Annotated in this window: 16 protein-coding genes; all 16 read left to right on the forward strand. The window is 42.0% G+C overall.

Translation table 11 applies throughout. From position 1 onward, the window contains the following. Nucleotides 1–67: 67 nt before the first annotated feature. The 16 genes from ACTRXF_RS06600 to ACTRXF_RS06675 all read left to right on the forward strand — a co-directional run bounded on the left by ACTRXF_RS06600 (nt 68) and on the right by ACTRXF_RS06675 (nt 16,210). On the forward strand, nt 68–1,120 hold the full coding sequence (locus tag ACTRXF_RS06600; RefSeq protein WP_474278314.1) for an iron-siderophore ABC transporter substrate-binding protein: 1,053 nt from the start codon (nt 68–70) through the stop codon (nt 1,118–1,120). After that, on the forward strand, nt 1,113–2,150 hold the full coding sequence (locus ACTRXF_RS06605; RefSeq protein ID WP_474278316.1) for a FecCD family ABC transporter permease: 1,038 nt from the start codon (nt 1,113–1,115) through the stop codon (nt 2,148–2,150). The genes ACTRXF_RS06600 and ACTRXF_RS06605 overlap by 8 nt, the downstream gene beginning before the upstream one ends. Further along, nucleotides 2,147–3,175, forward strand: a complete 1,029-nt coding sequence (locus ACTRXF_RS06610) for a FecCD family ABC transporter permease (protein ID WP_474278318.1) — start codon at nt 2,147–2,149, stop codon at nt 3,173–3,175. Before ACTRXF_RS06605 ends, ACTRXF_RS06610 begins: the two co-directional genes overlap by 4 nt. Beyond that, a complete protein-coding gene (locus ACTRXF_RS06615; protein WP_474278320.1) occupies nt 3,175–3,984 on the forward strand; it encodes an ABC transporter ATP-binding protein in 810 nt (269 codons plus the stop codon). Before ACTRXF_RS06610 ends, ACTRXF_RS06615 begins: the two co-directional genes overlap by 1 nt. A 622-nt stretch (nt 3,985–4,606) precedes the next feature. Beyond that, nucleotides 4,607–5,635: a TRAP transporter substrate-binding protein gene (locus tag ACTRXF_RS06620; RefSeq protein WP_474278322.1), complete on the forward strand. Its 1,029-nt coding sequence runs from the start codon at nt 4,607–4,609 to the stop codon at nt 5,633–5,635. 90 nt (nt 5,636–5,725) lie between these two features. Then, nucleotides 5,726–6,202: a TRAP transporter small permease gene (locus ACTRXF_RS06625; protein ID WP_474263174.1), complete on the forward strand. Its 477-nt coding sequence runs from the start codon at nt 5,726–5,728 to the stop codon at nt 6,200–6,202. Further along, nucleotides 6,199–7,476, forward strand: coding sequence for a TRAP transporter large permease (locus ACTRXF_RS06630; protein ID WP_474263129.1), 1,278 nt, complete (start codon nt 6,199–6,201; stop codon nt 7,474–7,476). The genes ACTRXF_RS06625 and ACTRXF_RS06630 overlap by 4 nt, the downstream gene beginning before the upstream one ends. Nucleotides 7,477–7,492: 16 nt before the next feature. Then, nucleotides 7,493–8,509 (forward strand): ureidoglycolate dehydrogenase, encoded by a 1,017-nt coding sequence (allD, locus tag ACTRXF_RS06635; protein WP_474278324.1) that lies wholly within the window; start codon nt 7,493–7,495, stop codon nt 8,507–8,509. A 96-nt stretch (nt 8,510–8,605) separates the two neighbouring features. Then, entirely contained in the window at nt 8,606–9,628 is a 1,023-nt protein-coding gene (locus ACTRXF_RS06640) for a LacI family DNA-binding transcriptional regulator (RefSeq protein ID WP_474263125.1), read from the forward strand. Nucleotides 9,629–9,696: 68 nt separating this feature from the next. Beyond that, on the forward strand, nt 9,697–10,710 hold the full coding sequence (locus tag ACTRXF_RS06645; RefSeq protein ID WP_474263123.1) for a sugar kinase: 1,014 nt from the start codon (nt 9,697–9,699) through the stop codon (nt 10,708–10,710). A gap of 14 nt (nt 10,711–10,724) precedes the next feature. Then, nucleotides 10,725–11,789, forward strand: a complete 1,065-nt coding sequence (gene uxuA, locus ACTRXF_RS06650) for a mannonate dehydratase (RefSeq protein ID WP_474278326.1) — start codon at nt 10,725–10,727, stop codon at nt 11,787–11,789. Then, on the forward strand, nt 11,790–12,632 hold the full coding sequence (locus tag ACTRXF_RS06655) for an SDR family oxidoreductase (protein WP_474263119.1): 843 nt from the start codon (nt 11,790–11,792) through the stop codon (nt 12,630–12,632). Nucleotides 12,633–12,647: 15 nt separating this feature from the next. Continuing rightward, nucleotides 12,648–13,265, forward strand: coding sequence for a bifunctional 2-keto-4-hydroxyglutarate aldolase/2-keto-3-deoxy-6-phosphogluconate aldolase (locus ACTRXF_RS06660; protein ID WP_474263117.1), 618 nt, complete (start codon nt 12,648–12,650; stop codon nt 13,263–13,265). A gap of 167 nt (nt 13,266–13,432) precedes the next feature. Next, nucleotides 13,433–14,455, forward strand: a complete 1,023-nt coding sequence (locus ACTRXF_RS06665) for a zinc-binding alcohol dehydrogenase family protein (RefSeq protein WP_474278328.1) — start codon at nt 13,433–13,435, stop codon at nt 14,453–14,455. 373 nt (nt 14,456–14,828) lie between these two features. Further along, the gene (locus ACTRXF_RS06670) at nt 14,829–15,926 is read left to right on the forward strand and encodes a GGDEF domain-containing protein (RefSeq protein ID WP_474278330.1); all 1,098 of its coding nucleotides are present in this window, start codon (nt 14,829–14,831) and stop codon (nt 15,924–15,926) included. A 32-nt stretch (nt 15,927–15,958) separates the two neighbouring features. Next, nucleotides 15,959–16,210, forward strand: a complete 252-nt coding sequence (locus tag ACTRXF_RS06675) for a hypothetical protein (RefSeq protein WP_474278332.1) — start codon at nt 15,959–15,961, stop codon at nt 16,208–16,210. Nucleotides 16,211–16,219: the final 9 nt, after the last annotated feature.

Consider the following 16,219-nt stretch of genomic DNA (forward strand, 5'->3'; position numbering starts at 1 on the left):
TTTAATGATATTGATAATCATTATCACTATTGATAAGTAATACATAAACATATATGGGGGAGAAAACATGGGAATCGTTCGAAATCCAAAACGCTTACTGGGCATTACTGCTGCTTCTGTAGGGGTAATAGGAGCACTTGCCGGCTGTTCCGGCCAAAATGATTCTGACGGGGCTGAAACGTCCGGGTCGGAGGGAAATAATGAGGAAGAGGAAATCGTAATTGAGCACGCCTTTGGGGAAACGGTCATTGAAGGAGAGCCGGAGCGGGTGGCGACAGTGCAGTGGGGAAACCAGGATACGGTGCTAGCCCTGGACGAGATACCTGTCGGCTTCTCCGCAGCTAATTACGGCGTTACTAATGATCAGGGCATTCTGCCATGGACAGAGGAAAAGCTGGATGAACTAGGGGCCGAAGACCCCAACGTTTATCAGGATACGGATGGCCTCGACTTTGAAGCTGTTTCCGACAGCAATCCCGACGTCATTCTTGCCGCTTACTCGGGTATTACCCAGGAGGATTATGATCTGTTGAGCGAGATTGCCCCGGTGGTTGCCTACCCGGAATCGCCGTGGACGACCTCGTGGCGTGACCAGATACGGTTAAATTCGAAAGGCATGGCTATGGAAAACGAGGGCGAAGAGCTTATTACAGAGACGGAGAACCTGATTGAAGAGAAAGCCTCTGAATATCCGGAAATCGAGGGCAAAACTGTCGCATGGGTGAATTTTTCCGCCAATGATTTGTCCGAGCTGCATTTTTACACGCCGGCCGACCCACGCGTCTCCTTTTTAAATGAACTGGGGTTTGAAAACCCGGACAGCGTAACGGAATTAGTCGAGGACGAATCGGCGTTTTCGGTAACGATGAGTGCTGAAAATGCGGATGCGCTTAATGACGTCGATCTGATCATGGGCTACGGAGATGAGGATTTGTATGAAGCCGTCCGTGCCGACCCACAGCTCGGACAAATCTCTGCTGTTAAAGAAGGCAACGTAGCATTTGTTGAGGATGGATCTGAACTGGGAGCTGCAGGAACGCCAACAGCGCTATCGATTCCCTACACAATCGATGAATATCTAGAACTGATTGGAGAAGCGCTCGACGAATCCGATGAGTAGTATTTTGAAAAAAAGAAGCACTGCTATTGATTATGTACCGAGGCACCTGACAAAAGTACTTGCTTTCTTTTCCGCTGCTCTGGTTGTCTGTGTGCTCGCTTCCCTCGTTTTAGGGGCACGGACGCTTACGTGGGAGGAAATAACAGCCGGGTTGTCCTACTCGGGCACAGAGTCGTACGCCGTAAGCGTCGTGCAGGAACGGGTGCCGCGGACGGTGTTCAGTCTTTGCTGTGGGGCGGCTCTCGGCATATCCGGAGCGCTCATGCAGGCTGTGACCCGGAACCCGATTGCTGACCCGAGCATCCTAGGGGTAAATACAGGGGCGGCGTTGTTTGTGGTGGCAGGTCTTGCATTCTGGAATATCAGCACGGCGGGGCAGTACATCGGCTTTGCGATTGCAGGGGCCATTATCACAGCCGTTTTTGTGTACGGGATAGGCTCGATGGGACCGGCAGGGGCCACCCCGCTGAAGCTCGTATTGGCCGGAGCTGCCACAAGCGCGGCTTTGTCTTCCATCATCAGCATGATTATCCTGCCGCGGTCGAACATTTTGGATCAGTTCCGGTTTTGGCAGGTGGGCAGCGTCGGCTCCGGGAGCTGGAACAGCATTTTAGCGTTTTCTCCCTTTCTGCTGGTGGGGGTCATACTGGCTGTGCTGTCGGCTTCGGCGCTCAACGCGCTGGCTCTGGGAGATGAGGTGGCCACCGGGCAGGGCGTCCGCACCGGGGTGCTGAGAATTATCGCCGCCTTTGCAGGCGTTATCCTGTGCGGGGCGGCTACGGCGCTTGCAGGGCCGATAGGCTTTATCGGGCTTATGTCCACTCATTTCATCCGGCTGCTGCTCGGCCCTGATTTACGCTTTATTATTCCAATATCAGCGATGGTAGGAGCCATCATCCTTACGACAGCGGATGTTTTGGGGAGGATTGTGGTCAGCCCGGGTGAACTGGAGGCGGGCGTAGTGACGGCATTTATCGGTGCCCCGCTGTTAATCTTTTTAGCTATGCGAATGAAAGTGCGGTCGTTATGAATAATGTGATAAATGTAATCATTGCTGAACGCCGGCAGCGACGACGGAGATGGATGATTGTTAATATGCTGCTGGTGGTGCTTTGCCTGGCGCTTTGCTGTGCCATGCTGCTGCTTGGCAATACGATCTATTCCGTACCGGAGGTGTTTCGGGCGCTGACCGGGGATACGTCCGGCAGCGCCTCCTTTGCAGTTAACACGATCCGGCTGCCGCGCATGCTTGCCGGGCTTTTAGCCGGTTTTGCGTTTGGCATTGCCGGGAACGTCTTTCAGACTATGCTGAGAAATCCGCTGGCCAACCCCGAAATACTGGGCATTACCGCAGGATCAAGTGCGGCGGCTCTTTTTTGCATTCTCATTCTGCATACGAGTGATGGGGTCGTTTCCATCGCCGCACTGATTGCCGGACTTGCTACCGTGATCATTATTTATGGCTTTTCAAAAGCGGGATCGTTTTCCACGGGGCGTTTGATATTGATTGGTATCGGCGTTCAGGCAATGCTCACCGCGTTTATATCGTACCTGCAGCTGATCGGCCGACAGGAGGATTTGTCGAAGGCACTGCAGTGGTTAAGCGGCAGCCTGAACGGGGTACAGCTTGACGCTATGCTGCCGTTAATCATCGGAGTGGTGGTCTGTGCACCAGTGGTTATAGCGCTTGGGAAACATTTAAGTATACTCGAGCTCGGCGAACAGTCAGCCGTCACGCTCGGATTAAATACGGACGTGACGCGAATACTGCTTATTCTCAGTTCGGTAGGGATGCTTGCTCTGGCGACGTCGGTAACCGGTCCGATTGCGTTTGTCGCTTTTCTTTCGGGGCCCATCGCCAAACGACTCATAGGAAACAGCTTCACAAGCGTGATCCCTGCCGGCCTGATTGGTACCAATCTTGTGCTGGCCGCGGACCTGCTTGGCCAGTTCGCATTTGATACGAGGTTTCCGGTCGGCATTATTACCGGGGTGCTCGGTGCTCCGTTTCTGCTGTATCTGCTCATTCGAATGAATCGAAAGGGAAGTTTATAATGAAATCCACTCACCAGTTCCAAACGGAAAATATTGTCGCCGGATATGATCAGAAAACGGTGCTTGACCATATCAACGTGCAGATTAAGAGCAATCAGATTAATACGATTATCGGCGCGAATGCGTGTGGGAAATCCACGCTTCTGAAAGCCATGGCCCGTCTGCTTAAACCGCGGGGAGGGAAAATCACCCTCGATGGCAAAGCAATACATAAAATTCCCTCCAAGCAGCTGGCACGGACCCTGGGGCTGCTGCCGCAGTCGCCTATTGTGCCGGAGGGCATAACGGTTGCAGACCTGGTCGGAAGAGGCAGATTTCCGCACCAGTCGCTCCTGAAGGGGTGGAGCCTGAAGGATTATCAGGCGGTTGCAGAGGCGATGGAAACGATGAACATTACCGGGCTCGCGGAGCAGAACATCGATGAACTCTCCGGTGGTCAGCGGCAGCGCGTATGGATTGCGATGGCCCTGACACAGGAGACCGATATTTTATTTCTGGATGAGCCTACGACATTTCTGGATATTACCTATCAGCTCGAGATTTTAGATCTGTTAACCGATCTGAACCGTAAGCACGGTACGACTATTGTGATGGTACTTCATGATGTAAATTTATCCGCCCGCTATGCTGACCATATTTTTGCCCTTCGTGAAGGACAGCTTGTGACAAGTGGTACGCCATCTGAGGTGATTACAGCAGATATGATGAAGAACATTTACGATTTGGACTGCACCGTTATCGAGGATCCCGTATCGCTCTCACCTCTTATAGTGCCGAAGGGGCGCTATCATAATCAAAGCAAGAAGTGAGGTTCATAAAGAAAAAGTAAAACGTAATTAACATTTATTATAAATTAGCTCACGCACAACATTTAAAACAAAAAACCTTTATCCGACTACGATAGGCCGGATAAAGATTTTTTTATAGGTGTTGAACTATCAAAATATATACGAGATAAATATAAAAATAAGCTGATGGATGAGTAAGCAAAGGTTAAAAAAGAAAATATAAGAAATTTTTAAAAGGGCTTGATTTAAAATATGTTATCGCTTACAATTTGTAAATACATTACTAAAACGGTTTAGTAATTTGTTAATGTTTAGTATAAAGAAAATTTAAATTAAAACTTTTTGAAGTTCGTGGAAAGTTTGATTATTTTAATATCTTCTCAATTAATTCTTTAAAATGAATCAATGTGCTTACTCAAGGACTAAGCTAAGCAATTCAATCAACATTACTAAATCGGTTTATTATATTTGAAGGAGGGCAGACAATACAGTAACCTGAAGATTTTTTAAAGCAATTTCTTTGAAAGCAGTAAACTACTTAAAAATCGAAAAACATACTATAAATATATTTTAAAAAGTAATTTAATTATCTTTGAAAACGGTATCAATCAATAATTTTTATACAAATATTAGGGGGTCTATTATGTTTAAGAAAGCTATTACATTGGGTTTAGTTTCAATTGGTGCGTTAAGTTTAACTGCTTGTGGAAACGGAGGAGATGATTCAGGCAGTGGAGGCGATTCAGGTGGCGAAGGCAATTCTGGAGACTCAGTTACATGGCAGTTAGGCCATTTATCGGACGAAGACCATGTTTGGCATAAAACTGCGGAGAAATTTGCTGAAGAAGTGGACAACAACACAGATGGTCAAGTAAATATCGAAATTTATCCAAACGAGGAATTAGGTGGAGAAACAGAGGTACTGAACAGCATTCAAGACGGGACGGCTGACATGACTATTTCTGGTGAAACAATGGAAAATTGGGCTCCAGAAGCTGCTATGATGGCTGCTCCATACGCGATTAGAGACGAAGAACATATGCAAACAGTAGTCGAGGGAGACATTGGTCAGGAAATTGAAAGTGCAATAAGCGACGAAGTTGGAGTAACACCTTTGTATTATCATATGAGGGCTCCAAGAAACCTTACTTCAAATGAGCCTATTAGCACACCAGAAGATTTGAATGGCTTTAGTATGCGTATACCGAACGTTCCTTTATTCCAATCTGCATGGCAGGAAGCAGGAGCAGACCCTCAGGTTATGGACTTTAGTGAAGTTTTTACCGGCTTACAGCAAGGGGTAATTGATGGGCAGGAAAACCCGGTAGACCTTATCCACAGCGGAGGGCTTTATGAGGTTCAGGACTATGTAAACAGAACAGAGCATGTTAATAGTTGGATTTATGTAGTGGTAGGTAACGAGCAATTGAATGAATTAGATGAAGAGACACAGGAGCAAGTAATGGAAGCAGCTGAAACAGCACAGCAACATGGCCAGGAACTTTATGAAGAAGAAACAGCAGAGTATGAAAGCATGCTTGAAGAAGAAGGCATGGAATTTAACGATGACGTTGATACCGAAGCATTTAATGAAGCTATGCAGCCCGCTATTGAAGATACTTTATCTGAAGAGCAGCTAGACTTGTACAATAGAATTGTAGAAACTGAATAAAAATTCAACAGGAGAGAGGCAGCATAAGAGGGAACTTTTCCACTTTTATGCTGTCATTTCTAAAACCTGCTAGAGGTGTTTAGGGTGAAAATGTTAAAAATTTTGAATGGCATATTACTAACATTGACATTTCTGTTTTTTGCAGCTTTGATTACTGTAGTTACGCTGCAAATTTTAGGAAGATACATGCCATTTTCATTCATATGGACTGAAGAAGCTTCTAGATATTGTTTTATTTTTGGCATTGTTTTTGGGGCTCCATTAACAATGTATAGAAGAGAGTTTGTCCGTGTAGATTTAATTCTTTATGTAATTCCAGATCAATTTAAAAAATATTATGACGCTGTTATGTATTTAATAATAGGAACTTTTTCAATTATTTTTATGATAGCTGCTTTCAATTTTTCTTCAGTAGGGCAAAATCAAACCTCTTCCACACTAGGCATACCAATGTCAGTTATTTATAGTAGCATGACTATTTCTTTTGCATTGCTGATTATTTACAGCCTGCTTAATGCTTATTATTCATTGTTTGATAAATTTGATAGGGAGGAGGAGACATTATGATGGCCCTCGTTTTATTTTTAGCTTTTATGCTATTGCTTTTTTTAGGCATGCCAATTGCTTTTAGTTTGGGTATTTCATCTTTTATTTATATACTGCTAAACGATATACAATTGACTGTGATGGCTCAAAAGATGTTTGAAGGTATCAATTCTTTTGTTTTATTAGCTATACCAGGATTCATTTTGGCTGGAAACCTTATGAATGCAGGCGGTATTACAAAGAGAATAATTGATTTCGCCAATAAACTTGTTGGTCATATTCGAGGAGGCTTAGGGCTTGCTAACGTTGGTTCTTCAATGGGATTTGCCGGTATTTCGGGCACAGCATTAGCAGATACGGCTAGTATAGGTTCCGTAATGATTCCAGCTATGAAAAAAGAAGGCTATGACGCTCCTTTTGCAGTAGCGGTTACTTCTTCTTCATCTACTGTAGGCCCATTAATTCCTCCTTCTACTCCTATGATTATAGTCGGTACATTAGCAACTATATCTATTGGAGAATTGTTTCTTGCTGGAGCTATTCCGGGGATTATCATTGGCTTGAGCTTGATGCTAGTTACATATGTAATTTCCGTAAAAAGAAATTACCCAGTGCAGCCGAGAGCTTCTGTCGTTTCAATAATTAAGTCAATTCCTGGTGCGTTTTTTTCCTTGCTGATGATATTTATTATTTTGTACGGTATTTTAGGTGGCATATTTACTCCTACGGAAGCATCAATAGTAGCAGTTTTATACGCGTTGGTTATAGGGGTAGCCGTTTATAGAGAAGTCAAAATAAGAGAACTGCCGAAAATATTGATTGATTCTATGATTACTACAGCCGGAATAATGTTTCTGGTTGGTTTCGCGAACTTATTTGGATGGATTCTTGTAAGTGAAAGAATACCCCAACTAGTGGCTGACACCATATTAACTATTTCAGAAAACCCAATTATAGTAATCCTGCTTTTAAATGTGCTGTTATTAATTGTCGGAACATTTATGGAAACAATTGCCGCTTTGTTAATTTTATTTCCAGTTTTAATGCCAGTGGCCACACAGGTAGGTATGGATCCCACACAGTTTGCAGTAATGATGGTGTTGAATTTAATTATTGGCCTATCTACTCCTCCAGTAGGTGTTTGTCTATTTGTTGCTTCTTCAATTGGTAATGTTTCTTTAATGAGGTCGTCAATAGCATTAATCCCATTTTTGTTAATGAGTTTAGCTGTTTTGCTTTTGGTGAGCTTTGTACCGTCCGTTTCCCTATTCCTGCCTGAATTATTTGATGACTAATGGGGGGGAGAGAAAAATGAGTGATAAGAAAACAAATATTACAATTGAAGAATTAAAGGAACTGGTATCAAAAAAATTGCAAAACCATGGTGTTGCAAAAAACGAAAGCTTAACAGTAGCGGAGGTATTAGTACACGCTGATGAACGTGGAGTGCACTCACATGGAGTGATGCGAATGAATCATTATATAGAAAAGATAAAAAAAGGGGGGATAAACCCTGCGCCTTCTATAGTTTATGACTCACAAAGTTCTTCTGCAGGGGTAGTAGAAGGAGATGCAGGTTTAGGACATATAGTAGCGGAGCATGCGACGCAAAAAGCAATAAAAAATGCATTAAATTGTGGTGTAGGGGTTGTCACTGCAAGAAATAGCAGTCATTGCGGAGCTTTAAGTTTTTATACAGAAATGATAGCTGACTCTAACTTAATTGGAATCGTTATGAGCCAAACAGATAAAGCAGTAGTGCCATTTGGCGGTAAAGAACCGTTCTTCGGCACCAATCCTATTGCAATAGGGGCACCCGCTTACAAAGAGAAGCCTTTTATTTTTGATATGGCTACTTCAGCTGCCGCATTAGGAAAAGTGCTAAAAGCAAGAGAGGATAATAAAAACATTCCTTTAGAATGGGGAGTAGATAGTAATGGAGAAAATGTTAATGATCCTTTTAAATTAAAGAACTTATTACCTGCCGGAGGCCCTAAGGGTTACGGTTTGGCAGCAATGGTCGATATATTGTCTGGTATATTAGCTGGAGTAGCGTTTGGGCCGCATATCAATAGCATGTATGAAAACCTTGAACAAAAAAGGAATTTAGGTCATTTCTTTCTGGCAGTTAACCCAGCCTATTTTACAGACTTAAATACATTTTTATTCCAAATGGATCAGATGATAAAAGAATTACGGGAAGCTCCGGGCGGGGAAAACGTTGAAAGAGTCTACGTACCTGGGGAAATAGAACAGATCAAAGCAGAACAAAGCAAAAAAGAGGGTATTTTTATCGAGCAAAATACGATCGACTTTTTAAAGCAATAAATGAGCTATCTGTTTAATAAGTATGGAATAATTGTGAAAGAAAAATGATATCGTTTATAATTAACAGAAATAAATCGATTTAAAGGGTTGGGAAACATGGATAAAAAAAAGTCATCTTATTTAACAATGTCTGATGTAGCTAAAAAAGCAAATGTTTCTAAAAGCACTGTTTCCCAGTATCTAAATGGCCGGTATGAATTTATGTCCAAAAAAACCAGGGAAATTATAGAGCTGGTCATTGAGGAAACAGGATATTCGCCAAATGCAGTGGCTAGGAGTTTGAAAGTAAAAAAAACCTCAACTATCGGTGTGATTGTGGCGAATATTCTTCATAAATTTTCTACTGAAATAATCCGTGCGATTGAAGATGTTTGCATGGAAGCAGAAGTACATGTAATCGTTTGTAACGCTGACGACGATCCGGGGAAAGAACGAAAATACATTCAAACGTTAATGGCAAAGCAAGTAGATGGATTTATTATTTTCCCTACTGGAAACAATATTGATATGTACAATCTCTTAGAAGAAAGAGAAATACCTCTCGTTTTTTTAGACCGAATTATTCCAGATTTATCAGTAAATACAGTTTTGCTTGATAATTTTAAAGCAGTAGATATAGCTGTCGAAACGTTTGTGCAGGCGAATCATAAGAAAATTGGTATTATCACTATGCCAGCCACTGATTATGTAACACCGCGCTTAGAACGTTTAGAAGGATTTCGCATAAGTATGGAACGCTTTGGGCTGAGGATGAACGAAAATCATATAGTAACTAATTCTTTAGATCAAATTCAACAAGAAATCACTAACATTTTCAATGAACCGGAACCTCCCACAGCTATACTTGCTGGAAATGACTTAGTATTATTAGAAATACTTAATGAGTGCAAAAATAACGATCGGAAAATTCCAGACGATTTTAGTTTAATCAGCATTGATGACGTTTCTTATGCAAACATATATCAACCCTCTCTTACCACAATAAAACAACCAAGTGAAGATATTGGGAAACGAGGGGCCGAAATCTTGCTAAAAAGCATTCATGGTGAAGTTAATGATCAAAAGATTTATCGAATGGATCCAACATTAATCAGCCGGGAATCAGTACAAACGATATAAAAAAATGTTTTATTTTAGAATCTTTAAACTAAATCGATTTAGTAGCTTTGTTCACAGGAGGAACTAACATGAAAAAGATAATGACCCTTGGGGAAATGATGATGCGCTTTTCTCCTCCCGGGGTAGAAACAATAAAACAACATTCATCTTTAGAAACTTTCTATGGTGGGGCTGAAATTAACGTTGCTGTGGCTTTAAGTAATCTGGGAACAGACACGGAAGTGATCACAGCACTTCCAGATAATTCTTTAGGAGACGCAGCGTTAGCTTACTTGCAGAAAGAAGGAGTGAAAACTAACGCTATTCAACGTGAGGGTGAAAGGATAGGAACATATTTTGTTGAAAGAGGCACAGCAGAACGTCCTTCGAAAATAACATATGACAGAGCTTATTCTTCTTTTTCGCAATGGAATCCTTCACTTTCGATAAGTAATGAATGGTTTAAAGATTGTGCTATTTTACACATTTCTGGAATTACTCTGGCCATTAGCCAGGAAGCTCGCAATACAGCATATACTTTTGCACAAAAAGCAAAAGAAAATGGTGTGAAAATTAGTTTTGATTTTAACTATCGCAGCAAGCTTTGGAGCGTAGAAGAGGCGAAGGAAGCTTTTGAAGATTTTTTACCTATGGTTGATATATGCTTCGTTGGTGTAAAGGATCTTACGCATATTTTAAATTATAATTCCTCTAACAATGTAGAGCACCAAGAGGAGATGTATTTAACATTTATGAAAGACTATGAACTTACTTGGCTTGCTTCTTCGAAGCGTTACCCAGTCACCAATATGCAGCATCGATTATCCGGTATGCTTTTACATTCTTCAGGTGAACGTGCTGAAGCGCCAATTTATGATATTTCCATCCATGATCGGATTGGCGGAGGCGACGCATTTGCTGCTGGAGTACTTCACCAGCTTCTGGAAGCCGCGACAGAAACGTCAAGTATGTATGAAATAATAAAATTTGCAGTAGCTGTAGGAGTGTTAGCACACACAGTTCCAGGTGACGCATTTTGCTTAAGCAAAGAAGATGTTGGAGCTTTTTTAGATAACCAAAATGGCAGCGATATCAATCGTTAAAGGAGGAAGCTGAAATGGATATTGGATTTCGTTGGTACGGCGAGGGAAATGACAATGTAGAGTTATCAAACATCAGGCAGATACCTGGGGCCAAACAGATTGTTTGGGCACTTCACCATAAACCGGCAGGGGAAGTATGGGAGAAAGAAGAAATACAAAGCGAAATACAATTGATTGAATCCTATGGTTTTAAGGCGGAAGTTGTAGAAAGTGTAAATGTTCATGAAGATATTAAATTAGGTTTGCCAACAAGAGAAGAATACATTGCTAACTATATTGAAACAATAAAAAACTTGGGCGAATCAGGTGTAAAAGTAATTTGCTACAACTTTATGCCAGTGTTCGACTGGATTCGCACCGATTTAGCTAAAAAGATGGCGGATGGATCAACTGCATTGTTTTATGAAAAAGATCTTCTGAATGATGCCACTCCTCAGGATATTATCGAAAGGGTGCTGCAAAACCCCGAATTTACTATGCCGGGTTGGGAACCGGAAAGATTGAGTAAAATAGAACAAACCATACAGCAGTATGAAAATGTCACTGAAGATGATCTGTTCTCCAATTTGCAATATTTTTTAGAAAGAGTTATTCCCGTTTGCAAAGAACATGATGTTCGTCTGGCTATCCACCCTGACGATCCGCCATGGTCTGTGTTTAATCTTCCTAGAATTGTTTCGAATAAAGAACAATTGCAAAGGGTTCTATCATTAGTGGACGAGGAACACAATGGTTTAACTTTATGCAGTGGAGCTTTAGGGGCAAATAAAGAAAACGATGTGCCCTCAATGATTTACGCATTTCAGGATAGAATCCATTTTGCGCATGTCCGGAACGTCTATCGTTACGAAAATGGGGACTTTATTGAATCTTCTCACCGTGAAGAGGACGGGTCTGTTCCGATTACGGATATTATGAATGCCTACTATGAGATTAATTACAAAGGATGTATTCGTCCAGACCACGGACGGCATATATGGAATGAAGAGGGAAGGCCTGGTTATGGATTGTATGATCGTGCTTTAGGGATTATGTATATGCTTGGAATCTGGGATCAAAAACGAAAGGAGAAGATGTAATTGAGTCATAAATCATTACAAGGAAAAGTTGCTATTGTTACGGGTGGTGGCGGTGTTTTATGTGGCCAAATGGCAGAAACATTAGGCGCTCAGGGCGTCAAGGTCGTGGTGCTCAGTAGAAAACAAGATAACGCTCAAAAGGTAGCCGATAGAATTATTGCAGATGGAGGAGAAGCAATTGCCTTTGCCTGTGATGTTACTAAGAAAAATGATATTGAAGCTGTTAATGAAAAAATCCAGGAACATTATGAACAGTATCATATTTTAATTAATGGGGCTGGAGGAAATCATCCCGAAGCCGTTACTACTAATGAGGCTTTTCGTTGGGAAGATGTCCATGACCCGGAAGTGAACTCTTTTTTCGATATTTCGGAAGAAGGCATGAATCATGTGCATGATCTGAATTTCTCGGGATCAGTGCTTTCTACACAAGTTTTCTTAAAGCATATGATTCATGAAGAAGAAAGCACAGTTATTAATATCTCTTCAATGAGCGCACCCAGCCCAATGACTAAAGTTCTTTCCTATAGTGCTGCAAAAGCCGGCATTGAAAATTTCACCCAGTGGCTGGCAGTGCACATGGCAAAGCATAACATTCGTTGTAATGCTGTAGCTCCAGGTTTCTTTTTAACAAAACAAAATAGAAAAATGCTATTGGATGAAAACGACCAGTTGACCGAACGCTCAACAAAAATAATCAATCACACCCCAATGGAACGATTTGGGCAGCCGGATGATCTTACTGGAACAGTATTATGGTTGGCAGATCCTTCATATTCAAGATTTGTTACAGGAATAACTGTGCCTGTGGATGGCGGTTTCATGGCCTACTCTGGAGTTTAAAAGGAGCAATTACCAATGAAGAAGTGGCAGACACTAAGAGAACTAGAAGAAAAGAAAATAGTAGCAGTCGTTCGCGGCGACACTAAAGAAGAAGCTAAAATGATTGCAACTGGTGCTAGAAAAGGAGGTATAGAACTACTTGAAATAACTTTCACAGTGCCCCAGGCTGATAAATTAATTGAAGAATTATCGATACATTATAGTTCGGAAGCTGTAGTGGGTGCCGGAACAGTATTAGAGCCTACAACGGCACGGTTGGCCATACTGGCAGGGGCAGCATTTATTGTTTCGCCCCATTTTTCTCAGGATATAGCGAAGATATGTAATTTGTATCAAATTCCTTATATTCCTGGTTGCTATACCTCAACAGAAATTATTGAAGCCCTTCAATCTGGAGCGGATATTATAAAGGTTTTTCCAGGAAATATGGCATCACCTTCTTTCATAAAAACAATGAATGGCCCGGTGCCACAAGCACAATTGATGCCTTCTGGCGGAGTTAGTCAGCATAATATAAAAGACTGGGTCCAAAACGGAGCAGTAGCCGTCAGTGCAGGAAGCAGTCTTTATTTTGATAACGAAGAAGATGTTATTCAGGCTGCCAACAGCTTAGTTGAGGCTTTAAATTATTAAAAATATTCCACTAAATAAAACTAATCATTCTTTTATCCAAGAACATCGAAGCGCGTCATAGTTTAAGTAATTTGTTGAAGGTGCAGAAGAAGAATATTAATAACAGCGTAACCGTCTGATGTGTTTATTTTGCTAAATTTATTTGAAGAATGGAAAGGAAGTAAAATATGAAAGCAATTCAAGTTTCTGAACCAGGACAATTAAATATAATAGAAACAGACGCGCCTCAAATAAAAGATGAGAATGATGTTATAGTGAAAGTCTATGCAGCTGGAATCTGTGGTTCAGATATGCATATTTATCACGGTAGTAATCCCTTTACTGTATATCCCCGTATAATTGGCCATGAAGTAGTAGGTCAGGTAACAGAAGTTGGAGAAAATGTTACATCTTTAAGGAGCGGGGACAAAGTATCTTTAGAACCAATTCAGAGCTGTGGAAATTGCTATGCATGTAAACAAGGTCAACCAAACGTCTGTGAGAGTCTAGAAGTCTACGGAGTTCATAGAGATGGTGGAATGAGAGAATTTATGTCTGCCCCTGAAAAAAATTGGCATAAATTAGAAGCAAGTATATCCTGGAGCAATGCAGTTCTAACAGAACCTTTAACTATAGGAGCACAAGCTACTATGAGAGGCAGTGTTAAAACAGGGGACACTGTACTGATCATGGGGGCCGGACCGACAGGCATAAGCTGCCTTCTTTTAGCTAAATTAAAAGGAGCGCGGGTTATTATAGTTGACTTAAACGAAGAGAGGTTGAATTACGCTTCTTCCGTAGGAGCAGACGCTGCAATAAACCCGACTGATGACCCTGATGTTTATAGCCAGGTGAGTCGAGAAACTAATGAAAAAATGGCAAATGTGGTTATCGATGCGGTAGGAACAGAAAAAACTTTTGAACAAGCAGTCTCTATGGCTTCAATTGCGGGGCGGGTAGTTACTTTAGGATTTAATCAATCTCCCTCCTCTATTACTTCACTGGACATCACAAAAAAAGAATTGATGATCGTTGGTTCTAGATTACAATCCAATAAATTTCCTGAAATTATCGGACATATTAATCAAGGAGAATTAGATGTAGAGTCAATGGTTTCTCACAGCTTTGATTTTCAAGATGTCCAAAAAGCGTTCGAACAATTGGAAAACCATCCTAATAAAGTAAGAAAAGCCATTCTTACATTTGATTGAAATTAAAACAAGATGTTGTTTAATTTAAGCTCCTCAGTTTTTATTGAAAACTGCCCTCAAAGCGGGTAGTTTTTTATTTGTTGACCTTCTAGGAACATTCTCATGACAATGCACAGGTTTATGCGCGGATGAAATTGGTTATGAAGGGTATTAATCACTGTTTTTGATTGAAAATGCATATGATTTAAGCATTTCATGATAAAATACGTACAATAAAAGATGATTGCGGATGAAGGAAATTCATATTCTTTATTGATTACATATACCTAAAACTTAAGACATGTGATAAAATTAGTCAACACTATGAAACTACCGTATACGTACTTAAATATTCGCAAAATAGAGAGCGTTCCTAAGCAGAGCGGGGGATAAAATGAAGCATAAAGAAATAGCGCAGATTAAAACCCAGGAAGTGGCGAAGCGTGTCGCTCTGTCGATGCTTGTTTTGGTTCCGGTATTTATGCTCGTGAATTTTTATGATGTGCTTTTTTTGGGCGCGCCGCTTGAAAGAGAGGGACTGATTACAAGACTGCTTACGGGCGTAGTTATCCTGGGGCTCGTGCTTTGGATCTTATTCCGGCGCAGCGTGGAGCAGCGGGTACAGCGGAATTATTATCATGCTTTGTTCGATCAGCCGCTTTCCCCGGTGTTTCTTTTGAATGACCAGGGGAGCGTCATTGAAGTAAACGAAAAACTGCTTGAAATGCTGAACAAGGAACGTGACACAGTAATCGGCCTTTCGATGAAGGAATTGAATTTTACGGATCATGCGTTGGTGGAAAAATATATGGACCGGGTCATGAAAGGAAACTCCCAGCACTTTGAAGTAAACCTGCGAAGGCAGGACGGATCGCTTATGGAGCTGGAAGTGATGGCAAGCCCGGTTTTTATGTATAAACGTATTATTGGCATGATAGGGATTATCCGGGATCGTTCCAAGCAGAATGCGAACGTCCGCAAGCTTGAACGTCTCGCGAACGTGGACGGCCTGACGGGCCTGTCCAACCGGCGGGCGTTTAATGATGCCTTTGACCGATACTGGAGTGAAGGCATGGAACGCCAGTCCCCGCTTGCGGTGATGATGATTGATCTGGACGAATTTAAAAACTTTAATGACACGTACGGACACCTCGAGGGTGATGAATGCCTTAAGCAGATCGCCGGGGCTATACACGGGGTGTGCATGCGTTCCGGCGGAATGGCCTCCCGTTTTGGGGGAGAAGAGTTTGCCCTTCTGCTTCCGAAAACAAACAATAAAGAAGCCAGGGCCATTGCCCACGCAATCAGCGACGAAGTAGACAAATTGAATATCCGCCATGAAACATCGAGAGTGAGCCCGAAGGTGACGGTCAGCATTGGCGTAAACGTTGTCGTTCCGGCTATTCACCGCCGCCGGGAGGACATGATGCACAAAGCGGATCAGGCTCTGTATGAGGCAAAAAGCAATGGAAAAAATATGGTGAAACTGTAACAGACACCCGTGCAGCATAAAGAGGTGACAGAATGGATAGCAGGCAGCAAAAGGCTGCGAACAAAAAATCGATATATGCAGGGCGCTTAAAGAAGGATTTCTTCGGCAGCGCCCTGCTTCTTTTAGTAACAATAATTCATTGGCTGTCGGCTGATTTCACAATGGGGACGTATTTGTTTTACGGAGTGGTTTATACGGTGCTCGCAGCGGAGGATATGTATATTTACCGTAAATGGAAAGCAGAACAGCTGTGGATAGAGAAAAGCCTGCGGCGCAAACTATAAACGCTAGGA

The organism is Marinococcus sp. LNHM3E3-2.2 (assembly GCF_056034385.1).

Bases quoted from the DNA above. Each gene is read 5' to 3' on its own strand.
- ACTRXF_RS06600 (WP_474278314.1), top strand. From the start codon at position 68: ATGGGAATCGTTCGAAATCCAAAACGCTTACTGGGCATTACTGCTGCT.
- ACTRXF_RS06605 (WP_474278316.1), top strand. From the start codon at position 1,113: ATGAGTAGTATTTTGAAAAAAAGAAGCACTGCTATTGATTATGTACCG.
- ACTRXF_RS06610 (WP_474278318.1), top strand. From the start codon at position 2,147: ATGAATAATGTGATAAATGTAATCATTGCTGAACGCCGGCAGCGACGA.
- ACTRXF_RS06615 (WP_474278320.1), top strand. From the start codon at position 3,175: ATGAAATCCACTCACCAGTTCCAAACGGAAAATATTGTCGCCGGATAT.
- ACTRXF_RS06620 (WP_474278322.1), top strand. From the start codon at position 4,607: ATGTTTAAGAAAGCTATTACATTGGGTTTAGTTTCAATTGGTGCGTTA.
- ACTRXF_RS06625 (WP_474263174.1), top strand. From the start codon at position 5,726: ATGTTAAAAATTTTGAATGGCATATTACTAACATTGACATTTCTGTTT.
- ACTRXF_RS06630 (WP_474263129.1), top strand. From the start codon at position 6,199: ATGATGGCCCTCGTTTTATTTTTAGCTTTTATGCTATTGCTTTTTTTA.
- allD (WP_474278324.1), top strand. From the start codon at position 7,493: ATGAGTGATAAGAAAACAAATATTACAATTGAAGAATTAAAGGAACTG.
- ACTRXF_RS06640 (WP_474263125.1), top strand. From the start codon at position 8,606: ATGGATAAAAAAAAGTCATCTTATTTAACAATGTCTGATGTAGCTAAA.
- ACTRXF_RS06645 (WP_474263123.1), top strand. From the start codon at position 9,697: ATGAAAAAGATAATGACCCTTGGGGAAATGATGATGCGCTTTTCTCCT.
- uxuA (WP_474278326.1), top strand. From the start codon at position 10,725: ATGGATATTGGATTTCGTTGGTACGGCGAGGGAAATGACAATGTAGAG.
- ACTRXF_RS06660 (WP_474263117.1), top strand. From the start codon at position 12,648: ATGAAGAAGTGGCAGACACTAAGAGAACTAGAAGAAAAGAAAATAGTA.
- ACTRXF_RS06665 (WP_474278328.1), top strand. From the start codon at position 13,433: ATGAAAGCAATTCAAGTTTCTGAACCAGGACAATTAAATATAATAGAA.
- ACTRXF_RS06670 (WP_474278330.1), top strand. From the start codon at position 14,829: ATGAAGCATAAAGAAATAGCGCAGATTAAAACCCAGGAAGTGGCGAAG.
- ACTRXF_RS06675 (WP_474278332.1), top strand. From the start codon at position 15,959: ATGGATAGCAGGCAGCAAAAGGCTGCGAACAAAAAATCGATATATGCA.